Annotated in this window: 13 protein-coding genes and 2 pseudogenes; 5 read left to right on the forward strand and 10 right to left on the reverse strand. The window is 64.3% G+C overall.

The features are described 5' to 3' along the window. The first annotated feature begins 84 nt into the window (after positions 1–84). A complete protein-coding gene (locus tag NP3_RS10330) occupies positions 85–390 on the forward strand; it encodes a WD40 repeat domain-containing protein (protein WP_063040095.1) in 306 nt (101 codons plus the stop codon). A gap of 95 nt (positions 391–485) precedes the next feature. Here NP3_RS10330 and NP3_RS10335 read toward each other — a convergent pair whose 3' ends face one another. Continuing rightward, positions 486–1,892 carry a selenium-binding protein SBP56-related protein gene (locus tag NP3_RS10335; protein ID WP_063040097.1) on the reverse strand — a complete coding sequence of 469 codons (1,407 nt, stop codon included), beginning with the start codon at positions 1,890–1,892 and terminating at the stop codon, positions 486–488. Between the two features lie 545 nt (positions 1,893–2,437). Between NP3_RS10335 and NP3_RS10340 the strand changes: the two genes are divergently transcribed. Continuing rightward, complete coding sequence (locus NP3_RS10340) at positions 2,438–2,647, forward strand: hypothetical protein (RefSeq protein WP_063040099.1); 210 nt, start codon at positions 2,438–2,440, stop codon at positions 2,645–2,647. 364 nt (positions 2,648–3,011) lie between these two features. On the opposite strand, the gene NP3_RS10345 is transcribed toward NP3_RS10340, so the two are convergent. The 7 genes and pseudogenes from NP3_RS10345 to NP3_RS10370 all read right to left on the reverse strand — a co-directional run bounded on the left by NP3_RS10345 (position 3,012) and on the right by NP3_RS10370 (position 9,267). Beyond that, a complete protein-coding gene (locus tag NP3_RS10345) occupies positions 3,012–3,968 on the reverse strand; it encodes a hypothetical protein (protein ID WP_063040101.1) in 957 nt (318 codons plus the stop codon). Positions 3,969–4,425: 457 nt separating this feature from the next. Next, a complete protein-coding gene (locus tag NP3_RS10350; protein ID WP_063824734.1) occupies positions 4,426–5,172 on the reverse strand; it encodes a hypothetical protein in 747 nt (248 codons plus the stop codon). 5 nt (positions 5,173–5,177) lie between these two features. Then, a pseudogene (locus NP3_RS50350) lies at positions 5,178–5,534 on the reverse strand (DsrE family protein). Positions 5,535–5,630: 96 nt separating this feature from the next. After that, positions 5,631–7,202 carry an HD domain-containing phosphohydrolase gene (locus NP3_RS10355; protein ID WP_063040103.1) on the reverse strand — a complete coding sequence of 524 codons (1,572 nt, stop codon included), beginning with the start codon at positions 7,200–7,202 and terminating at the stop codon, positions 5,631–5,633. A gap of 147 nt (positions 7,203–7,349) precedes the next feature. After that, the gene (locus tag NP3_RS47805) at positions 7,350–7,502 is read right to left on the reverse strand and encodes a hypothetical protein (protein WP_157124239.1); all 153 of its coding nucleotides are present in this window, start codon (positions 7,500–7,502) and stop codon (positions 7,350–7,352) included. After that, positions 7,499–7,798 (reverse strand): hypothetical protein, encoded by a 300-nt coding sequence (locus tag NP3_RS10360; RefSeq protein ID WP_157124240.1) that lies wholly within the window; start codon positions 7,796–7,798, stop codon positions 7,499–7,501. Before NP3_RS10360 ends, NP3_RS47805 begins: the two co-directional genes overlap by 4 nt. A gap of 854 nt (positions 7,799–8,652) precedes the next feature. Further along, positions 8,653–9,267 carry a hypothetical protein gene (locus NP3_RS10370; protein WP_063824735.1) on the reverse strand — a complete coding sequence of 205 codons (615 nt, stop codon included), beginning with the start codon at positions 9,265–9,267 and terminating at the stop codon, positions 8,653–8,655. 456 nt (positions 9,268–9,723) lie between these two features. Between NP3_RS10370 and NP3_RS47810 the strand changes: the two genes are divergently transcribed. Beyond that, a complete protein-coding gene (locus tag NP3_RS47810; RefSeq protein WP_157124241.1) occupies positions 9,724–10,038 on the forward strand; it encodes a hypothetical protein in 315 nt (104 codons plus the stop codon). Between the two features lie 295 nt (positions 10,039–10,333). Here the strand turns inward: NP3_RS47810 and NP3_RS10380 are convergent, their stop codons facing one another. After that, positions 10,334–11,236: a helix-turn-helix transcriptional regulator gene (locus tag NP3_RS10380; RefSeq protein WP_063040114.1), complete on the reverse strand. Its 903-nt coding sequence runs from the start codon at positions 11,234–11,236 to the stop codon at positions 10,334–10,336. Positions 11,237–11,391: 155 nt separating this feature from the next. Beyond that, positions 11,392–11,862, reverse strand: coding sequence for a nucleoside deaminase (locus NP3_RS10385; protein WP_063040116.1), 471 nt, complete (start codon positions 11,860–11,862; stop codon positions 11,392–11,394). A gap of 165 nt (positions 11,863–12,027) precedes the next feature. Here NP3_RS10385 and NP3_RS10390 point away from each other — a divergent pair. After that, positions 12,028–12,399 (forward strand): annotated as a pseudogene (locus NP3_RS10390) (LysR family transcriptional regulator); the annotation flags it as partial. Between the two features lie 113 nt (positions 12,400–12,512). Continuing rightward, positions 12,513–13,409 carry a TIGR03564 family F420-dependent LLM class oxidoreductase gene (locus tag NP3_RS10395; protein ID WP_245720880.1) on the forward strand — a complete coding sequence of 299 codons (897 nt, stop codon included), beginning with the start codon at positions 12,513–12,515 and terminating at the stop codon, positions 13,407–13,409. The last annotated feature ends 1,284 nt before the right edge of the window (positions 13,410–14,693 follow it).

Raw genomic sequence — 14,693 nt, forward strand, 5'->3', positions numbered from 1 at the left:
ATCTGAGCTGGGACGGACGTACCGGGCGATTCGACCCAGACCATCAACGCCCGCATCGCATTCGGCCACCGCATCGGCCAGCAGGTGCGTGTCCCGCTCAGCGGTCATACCGGCGCGGTAAAGGCGGTGGCGTTCAGCCCGGACGGCTCGCGACTTGCCACCGCCAGCGACGACCGCACCGTGCGGCTATGGGACCCGGCGACCGGGAAACCGGTCGGCGAACCACTGACCGGCTACACCGACACGGTGAACGTGGTGGCGTTCAGCCCGGATGGCACGCGACTTGCCACCGCCAGCGATGACCGCACCGTGCGGCTATGGGACCTGGCCACCAGGAAATCCGTCGGCGCCGTGCTCACTGCCCGCACCGATGTGATCAACTTGCCGTGAAACATTCACGGTGTCGGCTGACAACCATGGGCTGTGCCAGGCGCACGGCGGCCCGGCGTACGCGGTCGAAATCAAGTGGTCCCGGCTCGACCCGGCTACCGGTAGCAGTAGGAGTCGGAGGAGGCGTCGCCGCCCTGTAGGCGCACCTGGTGCACCCGCAGACCTCGAAAGTCCTCGTCGTGCGGGAAGAACGACTCGTCGATGCTCATTCCGCCGTCGGGATCGGTGTGTATCACGGCCATCCAGGCGCCGACCCCGTCCGGGTAGAACTGGTCGTCCCACGCACCATAGAGCGAGTTGGTGAGGTAGACCCGCTGACCGTTACGGCTGATCTCGACCATCTGAGGACCGCCCGCAAGCGGCTGGTTCGGCGCGGCCGGGTGGGCGGTGCGGCCCACGATCCCGCCGAGCCGCACGGAACCGGTCTGTCTCGGGTTGGCCGGATCGCGCACGTCGAACTGCTCGAGCTCCCCGGTACCCCAGCACGAGACGTAGAGGTATGCGTCGTCGACCGACAGGTCGATGTCGCTGACCAGCGGCGGCACCGCGCCGAACGGTTTCAGCGCCGGCGGCAGCAGGTCGGGATCAGCCGGCTCGGCCGGGATGGTGATCACCTGGTCGACCGCCCACACTCCACCGTCGCGGTGCCAACGCCACACGGAGGCCGACAAATCCTCGGTCGAGATCACCACGCCGACGAAACCCCAGGTGGCGTCCGGATCGTGCGAAGGTCGCAGCTCGAGTGGCATCTGGTTGTGTTCCCCGAGATCGACCCGCTGCTGATGCCGACCGGCGGTGAGGTCCCAGAAGTGGATCGCGTGGCCGTACTCGTTGGCCAGCAGCAGATCTGGCTGCAGCCCGTCCTCGATCATGGCAGGGGTGCCCCACTCGCTGCTGATCAGCGTGTTCTGGTTGAGATGCCACCAGGCGTCGTAGGCGAGGTGCTGTGGCCCGCGGTCGGTCTCCCATTGCCGCAGCACATCGAACGTGTCGTGGTCGAGCAGCGCGATCCCGCCCGGCCCGTCCGATCCGTCCGCCCCGCCGAGGCAGGTCATGAACACACCGTCCGGCCCGCAGTGCAGCGTGTGCGGGCGGGAGTAGCCGGCCTTGGCCGCGAGCTCGGAGCTGTCCACGATCTTGGACAGGGTGGGCCGGCCGGGGTCGGGCTGGGTGTCGAACACGTACAGGTGCGACGAGCGCAGACCCGGCACGATCAGGTACCGCCGAGCCAGCCCCGCCATGCGATGGCCCTCGTGCTTCAGCGCGCTGCTGCAGGCGTTCCAGCCGAAATGATGCAGCTCGTTGCCCAGGTGGGGCACCTCGGTCCAGCCCACCACCCTGCCGTAGCTGGCCGAGCCCGGATCCACATCGACTACTGACAGCGCATCCGGCTTCTGTGCCGCCCGGTCGAACGCAACGACGTATGCGAGCCGCTCCGGTGCCGCGGCGGCCGCCTCCGCTGCACTCCGATAGAAGGTCGGGTCCATGTCCGAGTGATTCATTTCCAGCCTCCTTCATGTCGATAGGCGCAGACCCGCGCACCTCCCCCTCCGGCGGTTCCGACGTGGGCCCCACCCCGCCGGTCGCGTGCCGTAATAACGCAGGCAGACAGTAATCAGTCTCGGCCTTTCGACATAGATCCACCAGCTACCACCAGTCAAGGGGCAAAGCGGGTGGTAAGACGCGGTCCCAGGAAGACCGGGTGGGCGAGTTCGTTCCGAGCAACACCACGCCCACCGTTCGGCCGCACTTGTCCTGCACAAGATCCGAATTCGCGACTCCTCGTAAACCGATCAGGTTCGGCCGCTGGGCTCGGAGATCCTCAGCAACATTCCCGCATGTGCGACGAAAGGGTGGCGTACCAGCGATTTACTGGAATATCTTCCACTCTCGCCCTATGCATCGTTAACCGACTGTGCGTAAACTGTGACCAAGCTGAAATCAAAAAAAGTTGCCGTCACCCTCGCCTCGGGCGCGATAGCCGTTTGCGCACTTAGAAGCGCAGATTCAGAAAACAAGATCACTATAGTCACCAAAGGAGTTGGCCATGCACACCAAGGTCGAAGAAGCACTACATCAGGATTTCGATCGCTGGACCGAACTGGTGGACCGCGCCGCACACGCGGAGAACGAAGTCGACCGGGAGAAACCCGCCTTGGCTGCGACGGAGCTGGAAATGAAGTGGACCCGCACCGCCGCCGAGGACTGGCGAACACTGCACGACCACTGGTGCGAAGAAATGCGAACAAGTGTGTGAAGTCTGAAATACGGTCAGCTTCGAGGCAGAGCGCCGAATCGAACTGAGCGGTCGCTACGAGCTCGAGCGGTCTCCCGTCCAATGGTGCGGGCGGGACCAGATCAGCCACACGCGTCAGGATCGAACCACAGGGCAGGCCGAACCCGATGGCTTTCCACGCGAGCGCCCCGCATTACCGCGTGAAACCGTCCCGATGTTCCACCCGGGAACGCTGCCGCTGCTCCTCTGACATTCGGCACCGATGATGCCGGGCGCCGTGGTCGGCGGCGCTGTGTGTCGCGCTACCGGCGACAGAGTGATCTTCACATCGCCGAAGCCGAAATCGTCTGGTGTATCGGTGGTTTCACTGAGTTCCCGCTCCCGGTTAGGCATCGGGTTTGTGCGAATCCTGCGCGGCCAGCTGCTGCCACACCACGTCCGCGGCGTGGAACACCTGGCAGTCGGAGTGCACATGCAGGGTCGGCTCCAGATCGGTCCCGAGGGCTTCGAAGGCGCAAGCCTTGTACTCGACTTCGGTGAATTCCCCTGGCACGAAGAAGATCCCGGTGTGGGTGTCGGTGTCGACCGCGATCAGATACCGCAGGTACGAGCCGGTGACCGGCTCGAGGTTCTGCCCCGCCGCGATCCGCGACGCCAGCACCCGCCTGCAGGTGGCGTGCCGCTCGGTGAGCACGTATTCCTGCGCCCCGGTCAGATCGAAGTGATAGGTGCGCCTGCCGGGGCCCTCGACGCGGTCGTGATGGTCGGTCAGGACCCACCCGTTGCCCGACCCCAGCTCCGTCGCCGTCCAACGCGCGTCACGACTGCGGTAGATCGCCGCGGCAAGCCACAACACGAGTGCGCAGTGGCGCGGGAAGCCTCCCTCGACCAGAACGCGTCGGCGCGCGCGTGCCAGCGCGCCGAACAACAACGCCGCACCGGCGAATCCGGCCGTGGCATCGGGGTCCACCGCGAGAATATCGGCCTGGTCGCGCGCCAGGATCCACTGCTCGGCGCCGGACGGTTCGGTGACGGCACAAGCCTCGGCGGTGACGAGCGCGGCGACCGTGTCACACAACGGCGCGGCGGGCGCGCTGGAGAGAATCTCATCGATGTCGGCAGGCACCTGCCGTATCCCCCACACCAGCGCGGCACGGTAGATCTGGCGCTGGGCGAGGGTGTCTGCGCCGGTGAGCTTACCGGCGAGGCTCCACACGAGCGCGGTGGCCTCGGCCGTAGAGCGTCCGGCGAGCGGGTCGTAGAAGGTAGCGACAGCCCGCTCGCGCAGCTGCCCGACCAGGTCGCCGCGGGCGGCGAAAGCGGCGGTGACGGATTCGGTCATGACGAGATGGCAGCTTCTTCCTAGTCGCATCGGAATCGTTTGTGTGGCTGCAGGTTTCGTGTTCATCCAGGTCAGCCGGATCTGATTGCATGGTGATGCCCACAGCGGCCGGGGTACATATCAATCCAGGCGGCAACCATGATGGGCTAGCAGAATGCCCCAGCAGCCGAGTTTCGCGCCACAGCCCAGCCACCGATAAGCACCGCCCGCTGATCCGCACCCCCTGTCGCAACTGCTTCTCCCCCAGCGCATTCCGTATGGAACTTACCCTGAAACATCCTCGCCGACGCGCGGCGTTGCCGTGACAGGTGATGGCGGCCGTGGCTTTGCCCCAGTCCTCGCCAGGTCTCGAAGCGGAACTGCGCGAAGGGATCTCGTGCTCGCATATCGACTCGACCCTTTTGCCAGGCCCGCGACATCGAGCTACCGGATGGACGTGCTCATGGGAGGCGCCTGACTATCGTGAGTGGGGATAGGACGTGAGATTGCCAGGGCCCGAAGTACTTTCGGTCGAGGCTGCCTGCCACATTGCCTGGCCGATAGCGACCACGCCGCGGGCAGGCAGGGCGACGTCGCCTATGACCGGATTCGTGTCCAGGCGTGCGGGATGCCCGAGGTCGCGGTCGTCGAGCACCGCCGTCGACTGCGCGATCAGGTACATCTGCTGGGGCATGAGGATTCCGACGTGGCCGCTCGGCATGACACCCGCCATGCTCACATGACCCATACCCAGTGCGGAGGCGATCATTTCCCGGGCACGCACCAGCGAACGCGACCGCCAGGTGGCAAGCGGCAGATGCCCTCCGACGGCGTTGAGCATATGCAGCGCCGCAGTCTCGTGTGCGGTCAGCGTCCAGTCCAGCGCGGGCTCGTCGACGGTGACTCGCAGCGATGCCGGTCCGGTCCACGCCACTCGAATCGTGGCGAAACCGGTGTAGTCACACGCGGGACCGTAGTAGCGGGGGCATGCGGTCTCGAGCCGGTCACCGTCGACGAAGATCGACCATCGGCCGTCGGGGTCGCGGTGCCAGACGGTTTTGTATGGGCCGAAGTCGTTTTCGGGGAAGACGCGCAGGGCGAGGATGTGGCCGCTGTCGAAGGGAAGGCCGAAAACGCCCCAGCCCTTGACATATTCATAGCCGGGCCAGGGCGCGTTGCCCCGGTGTTCCGGCAGGTCGGTCAACTGGGATGCCAGATCTAACATGGTACTCACCTCCGGCGCCGCGCGCCTGAGTAGCTGAATGTGGTGGCCGGGACGTCGCCGATCCACGGCCGCGTCGGGATGACGCGCCGCAGTCCCGCATCGCTCGGCGATAAAGCAGATCGGGCAGACGAAGTAGCGCCCACCAGCAGCCTCGTAGCGCTTGCACAGCGCAGTAAGCGGCGGCCAACCGTCGCAGGCGACGCCGAGGGCGGTGCCTTCGAGCGCGCCGGAGGGCTTCCTTCGTCAGGAACATCAGGGTCTCGCGCCCGGTCTCGGCGGCACAGACTGCCACCAGGAACACGACGCAGACCCTTCTCCGGGCCCTCCAGGCCCGTGGTCGAACTGATCACGGCTTTCGACATCGCGAAACCTCACTTCATGCACTGCCGCCGGACGACAGAACGGATCATGAAACGAACGCTAGGCGCGACGGCTGTGCATGTCGTCGGGTGTTCTCCCTACGAATCGGTCGCCAGCGTGTCCAGCAAGCCGTGTTCAACCGCGTAGAGGGTGGCGGTCGCTCGTGTCGACGATCCGGTCTTGATGTAGATGCGTTCGATGTGGGTGCCTGCCGTTTTCGGGGTGATGCCCAAAGTGCGTGCGACCTGCCGGGTCGAGGCGCCCCGCGCGATCAGCACGAGGACCTCGAGCTCGCGCGGTGTCAGACCGTCCGGGCCGCAGCGGCGGCGATGGCGCGGCTGTCCCGCTGCCTCGAGGACGGCGTCGACCGCCGCCGCGTCGAGTCGACCGCGGCGCACCTCGGCACGCAGTTCGGTCAGAATCTGCTTGGGCGGCAAGGCATCTCGATACGGACGCGGCTCGGTCACGGCCCGATACGTATCGGCCGCCGCCAGCAGGCGGGCCGACATCGGGATCGACGGTCCGGTCAGCCCGCGATGGGCACCGGAGCCGTCGAGGCGCTCGTAGGCCAGGGCCGCGATAGCCCCGATGCGAGACAGCGCGGCCGGGCGGGCCAGCACCCGCTCGGTGTAGTACGAGTTCATCCGAAGCCGCTCGAGCTCGGTCACGCTCAGCGCTCCCGGCTTGTCCAGAATGGTGGCCGGAACACCGTGTAATCCGATGTCGTGCAGCAACGCCGCGCGACGCACCAAGGTGATATCGGCTTCGGGGAACCCGGCGACGGCCGCAGCCCGACCGGCGAGATCGGCTACACCACGTGAATGCCCAGCCCGATAGGGCGAGCGCAGATCGGTGAAGTCGGCGATCACCTCGAGTGCCGAATCCAGTTCTGCGCCGGTGAGATTCCGCCGCAGCGCCGGATCTGCGGCAATGAGCTCCGCATAGTCCGGCTCGACTTCCGCATCCGCCAGCAGGTCGCGGGCCGAGGCACAGAACGCGTCCACCACGGCCGGATCGAACTGCGTCCCACGCCGCGAGCGGGCGACGTCGATCGCGGCATCGATTCCAGCACTACGGTGCAGCACCTCGACGACGTCGGCGAGATGGAACAGCCGCATACCGAGCCCGATTCGCTCCCCGGCGACACCACCCGGCACGCCCTTACCGTCCCATCTCGCAAAGAACTGCCGCAGCGAGTCTCCGACAGCCGGGCCCAGCCCGAGCCGTTCCGCCATCGTCGACGTGGTGAGGCAGTGCGACATCAACCCCCGCTCGATATCGCGGCCGCCCTTCGCCGCGATCGTCACCGTTTTGCGCACCCGCTGCACGAACGGTCCCGAGGACCCCGCGTGCGACAGGAAGAAGACCGCCCCGCTCGCCCCACGCAAATCCAGGTTGTAGCTGTCCGCGCGAAAAGCGATGTCATCGCCGAACCACGCGGCCACCTCGGGTGCGTCGGCCACACAACCGGTCCACGCCAAAACCGAGGTGTAGTACAGGTCGGACCGCTCCTCGGCGCTCAACCCGACTCGCTCGCCGAGCCGCGAAGCCAGCCGCCACGACCGCAGCACATGCGCCATCGGCTGGCCAAGGCCGAGATCCATCGCAAACGAGAACGCGGCCAGCAGCGCGGCCAGCGAAACACCCGAATCCCGAGCGTCACGCGTCATGCTGTGAGCATAGGCGCGTCCGTATTCGCAGCGGTTGATCCCTGGAAAGGATGCTCAACTGCAGCATCCGCCCTCGCCGGGCAGCGTCTACTTTTTTTCCGCCGGTTGAGCGCCGTGCGGACTTGCGGTCGGGCGATCGAATCGAGTTTAGTCCCAGCTCGCCACAGGCCCACCCATATCCTCACGGCTCAGGTCGACCTTGACCCGCACCGAATGTTCGGGGACGCCCTTGGGAGTCGACGACCATTTGGTCAACAGCGTGGGATCGACGAGATCGCACGCATTGGTGATCGTGCTCACGCATAGATCGTCGGCGCCGCGTTGCCCTGCGCCGACGTCTCCGCGGCGCCTCCGGACACGGTGCTACCGACCCCGCCGCGAACGCCGATGCAAAGCACCACCACCAGCATGACGCCAGCAACGATCAGCCCGGTCTTGCTGCCACCGGTCGGCGCGGGTACGGCGGTGTCGGAGGCGCATCCGGGCAGACCGGCAGCCGAGCCTGCCGCGGCGCCGACGTTCAGGACGCCGATTTTGCGCACCAAAACCGCCAGCCGGGGTGACCTGCGCAGGGCCGTCCACGACGAGCGTCTCACCGCCAAGGACGCCGACACGGCACAGCGCACCGACCCGCCACCGAAAACCATTGACCGTCAGCGGTGTTCAGCGATCGTGAAGCGGTCCGGCGTTACCGGTAGCCTCGGAACGTCCCGCAATTCGACCGGGCGCGGAGTCGGCTGACTGCTCCTGATCACTTGTCCGACAGGGGCATCCGGCTAGAACGCAAGCCGCCATATGCCGATGAGCGTGAGCAGCGCGGCGATTACGATGGAAGCCCCCTTGACAGACTATCGTGCCATTGCTTTGTTTGGTGATAGTTTTTCTGTATCGTCGGATAGATCTCATACTCGCTACGCATGGAGGGAGATATCGTGTCAATGGCCGGAAGCGTCGCCGCTGCAAGGGTTTGCGGGGGAATTCTCGGTACACTCGCGTGCCTGGTCGGGATGAGCACCGCGCACGCCGATGATGAACCCGGCCCGTTACTGGTCGGCGACACAGCGTATTTCGCTATGGGCAGTTGGAACTGCTCGATCGGTGCGGACGGCACAGTGGGCTGCGACCTCGCCGCCCCGGCCCCGTCCATGAATGTGCTGTATGCCGGAATGCAGGTGCCGATGCCGAATGTGCCAGCCGTCATAATCGACTCGACCATGTGGCCGGCACATCCCCAGTGGAACTCCAACGGCAGTCACACTGTGCCAGGCGGAAATCCGCCGCTGCCGCGTATCACACCCGCGAATTACCACGACCCACAGTATTCGATCACATATGCCGGAGCGAATTGCCAAATCACCTATCAAGGTGCGGCGGTATGCACATCGATGGGGCACGGGTTCAGCCAATGGGGACCAGTGCCGCAAGGCTACTGATCCCCACGAATCACCGGCTACCGATACCAGACACCGGAATCCCAATCACCGTAGTCCCACACGTTGAAATCGTAGCGACCATGCGCACCCCCGAACAGATAGCCCCACCATCCTGCCGAGGTGTCGCAGATCTGGTCATCGTGGTTGCACACCGTCAGCACCGGGAAGTCGCCGAACCAGTCGTCGACACCGGCCAGCGGATAACCGACGATCCCACTCCCGGGAGTCGACGACAGGCCACCCCAACCAGGCCCTGGGGCTCGCTTGGGATCCGACAGGAGAATGGCGTTGGCATTGCCGACGTCCTGGTGGGCGGTGACCCAGGCGTGGACTATGCCCGCGCCCTCGCTGTGCCCGATCAGCCTGATGTGGTCATACGGACATTCGCTGCGATGCAGCCAGAACAAGCGGTCGAGTTCGTTCAGTCCCGACATCGGGTCGAGCGAATTGTAGCCGACAGGTTGATCCACAAAGGGGATGAACACCGACGATGTGTTGTCGCCGAGGCCGCCGATGCCGATGGCCCAGTCGCCAATACAGTTGTCGGCGTGAGCCTTCGGCCCCATCTCGTTTGTGAAGGAAAGGATGATTGCCAACAGTAATGCGGCGAAGAGCGCCGTTGCTCTACGCATGGTCGTACTTCTTAATTTATCGTGCCTCCGGGTCCAGCCCGGCTTGTGTCGGGAGTACCCAGAAGTTGCTCGCGTTCTTGCTTTCTGGCGAAATAGTTACGCAGTCCGTCGATATATTGTCCGTAACGCAATGTCGGAGGCAATGATCCCCAAAGGGGATCCGCCCACCCGGACGATCCACTCTTCGTTACCCGAGCTTCGCTGGTCGAACTTCGCAAGGCATGGCTGCGGGAAATGGTTGTCGCGGTAGACTTTTGGGATGCGGTATTCGCCGGAATCTCCGCTGTCCCCGTTGTCCGCCCGCTGCGGCAACTGTCGCTCCCTGCTTTCTCTCCATTACGCGTGGATCATAGGTCTCAGCGAGTGCGCATCTCGGCACCATGGTCGAAACGGCCGACCATGGCTGGGATCACCCGGAATGGGCGCATCATGCCCAGGTCTTCAGGTTCGAGCGGCATGTCGAATCCACTGTGCGGCATCGGCATCGCGCATCTTTCATTGCTGCGGATGACGGCCACAGCCCTTGGTTTTGCCGGGTGCGATGACGATCAGTCGGCGGCGGTGCGGAATGTCGTCGGTGCGGACGCGATACGTACGAGCCAGCGTGTCCGGTGGCGTGAAGCGATCTCGCACCTCTCGCGTACCGACCCGGAACTCCATGATGTTCGGATATGGAATGTTGTTGGTGGGATCCGGGTTTCCTCGATGGTCAGCGGCGCGAGCATCATCGACACAACCGCAACAGGATTGGGCACTGAGCGTCCTGCGTAAACCGGTCGTCGACGAACCACTCGCGGCACGAATCTACGACGAGGTGCTCGAACATGCGAACGTTTACGAGATGAATCCGTGACGCCGCCGCCGTGCCAACGCATTCGATGCATTGACACGGCGGCTCTCGGAGCGACAGCTCGCCATACTGCGCCACTGGTAGCACGGAGGCTCTCGGCAGACTAAGAGATCACCTTGCCGAATTCGGGCATCTCACCATGAAGAGGTCCTTCGCGCCTTACAGATCATGACCTGGATACGATCCGGTCCACGACAGCTCGCAACGAACCGCCCGCTACCCCACGGCAGCGTGATACTGGTCGCGATGCTCGATCCACGGACGTTGCCGCTCTTCATCACTCATTGCCAGCAACTCCCGCAACTTCGCCCACGCCACCTCATCAACCGGGGTATAAATCTGCATCCACGCATGCGGCAGCGCGGGCAAGCTCATACTCGTCAAGAACATCTCCAACTCCCCCACCGCCAAATTCCGGATCTGCTTCGTACGACTCGCCGGAACAGCAACGTCATTACGAGCCCACAAAGACGCGAAAGTCTCACTCTCCGCGCACAACTCGGAGATGAACTCCTCCCAACTCAGATCACCGAGATTCTTCACATACGAACCACGCAAGTAACCGACCATGCGCCGCAAGTCATCCCAATTATGGTGATAGGTGTTGCAGCACTCCGGAGTCAGGAACACCCGACGAGCCACATTCCGCTCCCCCTTCACAAAACCCGGACACAACACCTCATACGACTTATTGTGCGCCAACACGTCATAACGCGGGCTGAGCACCACACCCGGCAAAGGTTCCAGATGATCCAGAATCACCTGAAGCTCTTCTGGCAGCGCCGTACCCGCATGCGCGGTCGGCACTGTGGGTACATCCGCCAACCGATACAGATGCGCCTTCTCCGCAGCATCCAACGACAACGTCCGCGCAACCGAATTCAACACCTGCACACTGACATTGATGCTGCGCCCCTGCTCGAGCCACGTGTACCACGTCACGCCTATCCCCGCCAATTGCGCGACCTCCTCGCGACGTAGACCTGGCGTTCGCCTACGAGGTCCCGGAGGAAGCCCCACGTCCTCCGGTGAGATCCTGGCGCGACGCGACTTCAGGAATGCCCCCAGCTCGGAACGTCGAGCCTTGCGCACCGCCTGCACATCAACAACATCGGTCATGTAATGATCGTCCCGCACTTCACTAGCGGTATCCAGGTGCCACCAGTACCAGTATCAGCGAGCCACCGAACCGAGGGACCGGAATGCGTGCAGCAAAGCGATATCGACGGCCTTGGCCAGGCCTTGCCGCGGACGGCGCGAATCGTGCAGCCGGGCTACAGGTTTCCGCGATGGCGGCGAAACGGCTCGAGGGCCTCGTCGCCGAGGTGAGGGCCCGAGACGGTGACGTCCGCGTCGCTGGCGCCGATGACGTCGGCGCACCGGAGGGCGAATCGCGGGTGTCCGCCGATAATTGCGGTGAAATCGGGTTCCGCGGCGGCGAAGACGACCCGCGTGATGCCGGTCCATACAATCGCCGCGCTGCACATGGGGCATGGCTCGCCACTGGCGTAGATCGTGGCGCCGACCAGGTCGGCGGAGCGTCCGGTCTCGGTCGCCCCCATGATGGCGGTGAGTTCGGCGTGGGCGGTGACCATGCCGGACTCGGCAACCCGATTGCGTCCCGCGGCGATGACCGTGCCGTCGGCGGTCGCGATGACGGCACCGAACGGGCGGTTGCCGCGCCGCCCCGCCTCCTCGGCGAGCGAGATCGCTTGCCGCAGAAGGTCATTGTCGGCACTGGTCATCGTGTCCCTCGATTCCGGTGATTTCGCGAGGCAGTCGGCGGCGCGCGGTGTAGATCGTCGGCGGTTTCCGCTGACTGTGTGCTCGAATCCATGATGCCGAACAGCGGCAATAGTGTCTGAGTTATAGATTCCATCGCGACAATTGATCGAGCCTATAGTGGGGCGATGGAGGTGCGCCACATCAGGTACCTGCTCGCGGTCGCCGACCACGGGAACTTCACCCGCGCGGCCCAATCGCTGCACATCTCGCAGCCGACGCTGTCGCAGCAGATCAAACAGCTCGAGCGTGCGCTGGGCGTGGTGCTCTTGGACCGATCCGGCCGCACGGTGCGGCTGACCGACGTAGGCGAGGCGTATGCGCACCACGCGCGGCTGGCCCTGCGGGATCTCGGCACCGCTGAACGCGCGGTGCACGATGTGCAGGACCTGACTCGCGGACAGCTGCGGGCGGCCATCACCCCGACCTTCACCGCGTATCTCATCGGACCGCTCGTGCACCGGTTCCGTTCCGCACACCCCGGTATCACCCTCACCGTCGGGCTGTTGCGACGGAACACCGCGTACCACTCGGCTGCCGCCCGCGCGTTCACGGCGATCGTTCACGATGTCGCGGAGGAGCACCGCCGCCATGCCCATTGATGGAATCAATGATGGCGATGGAATACAAGTATTGGACGCTATATAACCAGGTCGTGCACGCTGATTTCGTCAGCCCCGAGGCCGGGCACCCGCCCAGCACGGCGGCGCACCGAAAGGAGGTGCCGGGCCTACAGGTCGGCACCTCGGCCATCCCCGTGGTCGGCCGCCATCCGCTACTGGTGTCCTCTCAGGCGCAGACCGCCCAAGCCGCGACGCATGGGCGCTATCATCTGGGCTTGGCCGTCGGTTCGACACTGGCCGCCGGTGCGTTCGGCACAGCCTTCGATCGGCCCATTACCCGCTTGCGTGAGTTCCTCACCGCGCTAAGGGAATTGCTCGACACGGGCACCGCCGACTTCCACGGCGAATTGCTGACGGTCACACCACCGCTGCCGACCGCGGTTCCTGGGGCAGAACCACGCGTACCGGTATTGGTGGCCGCGATGGGACCGCAAGCACTACGCGTCACCGGGGAACTCGCCGACGGCACCCTGCCGTATCTGGCGGGCCCGAAGACCTTGAGCAACCACATCGTGCCGGTGATCACGCAAACCTCGGAAACCGCACCACGCATCGTCGCCTTCGTCCCGGCAGTCGTCACCGCCGACGTCGAGGGCACCCGTGCGACGGCGGTGCGACAGCTGGCGTTCTACGAGCAGGTGCCGTCCTATCGCCGGGTCATCGAACTCGAAGGTGCCTCGCGGGCAGCGGAACTGGCGCTCATCGGCGACGAGCAGACCGTCGCCGACGGAATCCAGCGTTACTACGACGCGGGCGCCACCGAGGTCGTACTGACCACCACGGATCTGGCCGGTCCGGACGATCAGCACCGCACCTGGGCGCTGGCCGGGGCACTCGCGTCCGACCGGGACGGCTCCTCGGCGGCTGCAGTCCTGCCCCCCGTGTAGCACCACGCGCACCCGCGCACGGCGAGGAACTGCGGAGCGTCGGTCGACCCGCACAACACGATTCCCAGCCACCGGCGCGGCTCGCACCGGTCTTTGCTCAGTGGTGTGGCGGCCACGCGTGCCGAGACAGATCGGGCGGGGTTCAGCTCGCGAAAGCCGCGTGCCAATTCGACGGTCGCCGCACTGAGTTGATCGGCGCTTCCGATCTGCACCTCAAAACTCTCCAGTCCACACCTTTGTGAATCACCCGGACGCCGTCGTCGGGACGATGAGTAGTGTTGCGCACTCTCACCTGGAGGCGAATCCCTACGACAGCAGTCAGCGGCATGAGACATGGATGTTACACACTGAGCAACTCCACACAGTCATCGCCGTGTCGGCGCTTCTTGCACTCTGGACTCATGAAGGAGGACAGCTTCACGAGCTTCGCCTGGCTGCGGAATCTCCTGGTAGAGCGTGGAACCAACATTCTGAACAAGGTATGTTCGCTTCGCCCATTCATATGCGTAGAGCGCTCTCTGCAGCCATCGTGAGGGACAATCTTGAAAGTAATCACTAAAGCAATCACTTGGGTGGGGATCGTCCATCATCAGTGCTTCCATAGCCGCATGAAACCCGGCTCTGTCGATATCTATGTCGTGAGAATTCATGATCAATCCTTGGTTTGAATTAGGGTGAGACACCTCCGGCGATGGCAGCAATAGCAAGAGACAGCAACATACGGATCGCATTTACCTATCTGCTAGGAGCTACGCCAGCAACCCGCGGTCCAGTTGCGCAAGCCAGAGGACTGGATCGACGCGTTCGCCGTTCAGCGTCCGGGGGTGCGCGAACCGGCGAATGGTAGCGAAGGTCTCGTCGCGACAGTCCTGTTCGCAGAGGATCGGATCGCCAGTCGTACGCATCAGGAGACACGGCGGAAATAGATTGCGCGGCGGCTTGGGCCCGCATGGCGGGCGAGCGGTCCAGCCACACCGGATCACCCTTCGGATCCCTGGTCAGCTGCTGCCAGGTGAACACCTTGCCCGCGGTCATCTCCCGAGCCGCGCGCAGGACCTCCTCGGCCGTCGGATAGTTCGGCATCCCCGCTTCGTCAGCAGAACCACACTTGCCCCAGTCCGTCGGCGAATCCGATAGCGAGTCCATAAGGGCTGGCTCGGCCATCGCGCATCCTTCCGGTTCCTGCTTAATGTGAACATTAACCGTACGTTCGATAGGTAGCTGTTCAGATGGTGACTATCGTCACTGCACTTCGAAAGGATGTCAAGACACCAGCTGGTACTT

The organism is Nocardia pseudovaccinii NBRC 100343, from assembly GCF_001613225.1.
In the GTDB taxonomy this organism is placed as follows: Bacteria; Actinomycetota; Actinomycetes; order Mycobacteriales; family Mycobacteriaceae; genus Nocardia; species Nocardia pseudovaccinii.

Bases quoted from the DNA above. Each gene is read 5' to 3' on its own strand.
- NP3_RS47810 (WP_157124241.1), top strand. From the start codon at position 9,724: ATGTCGAATCCACTGTGCGGCATCGGCATCGCGCATCTTTCATTGCTG.
- NP3_RS10380 (WP_063040114.1), bottom strand. From the start codon at position 11,236: ATGACCGATGTTGTTGATGTGCAGGCGGTGCGCAAGGCTCGACGTTCC.
- NP3_RS10395 (WP_245720880.1), top strand. From the start codon at position 12,513: ATGGCGATGGAATACAAGTATTGGACGCTATATAACCAGGTCGTGCAC.
- NP3_RS10385 (WP_063040116.1), bottom strand. From the start codon at position 11,862: ATGACCAGTGCCGACAATGACCTTCTGCGGCAAGCGATCTCGCTCGCC.
- NP3_RS10335 (WP_063040097.1), bottom strand. From the start codon at position 1,892: ATGAATCACTCGGACATGGACCCGACCTTCTATCGGAGTGCAGCGGAG.
- NP3_RS10370 (WP_063824735.1), bottom strand. From the start codon at position 9,267: ATGCGTAGAGCAACGGCGCTCTTCGCCGCATTACTGTTGGCAATCATC.
- NP3_RS10355 (WP_063040103.1), bottom strand. From the start codon at position 7,202: ATGACGCGTGACGCTCGGGATTCGGGTGTTTCGCTGGCCGCGCTGCTG.
- NP3_RS10350 (WP_063824734.1), bottom strand. From the start codon at position 5,172: ATGTTAGATCTGGCATCCCAGTTGACCGACCTGCCGGAACACCGGGGC.
- NP3_RS10345 (WP_063040101.1), bottom strand. From the start codon at position 3,968: ATGACCGAATCCGTCACCGCCGCTTTCGCCGCCCGCGGCGACCTGGTC.
- NP3_RS10340 (WP_063040099.1), top strand. From the start codon at position 2,438: ATGCACACCAAGGTCGAAGAAGCACTACATCAGGATTTCGATCGCTGG.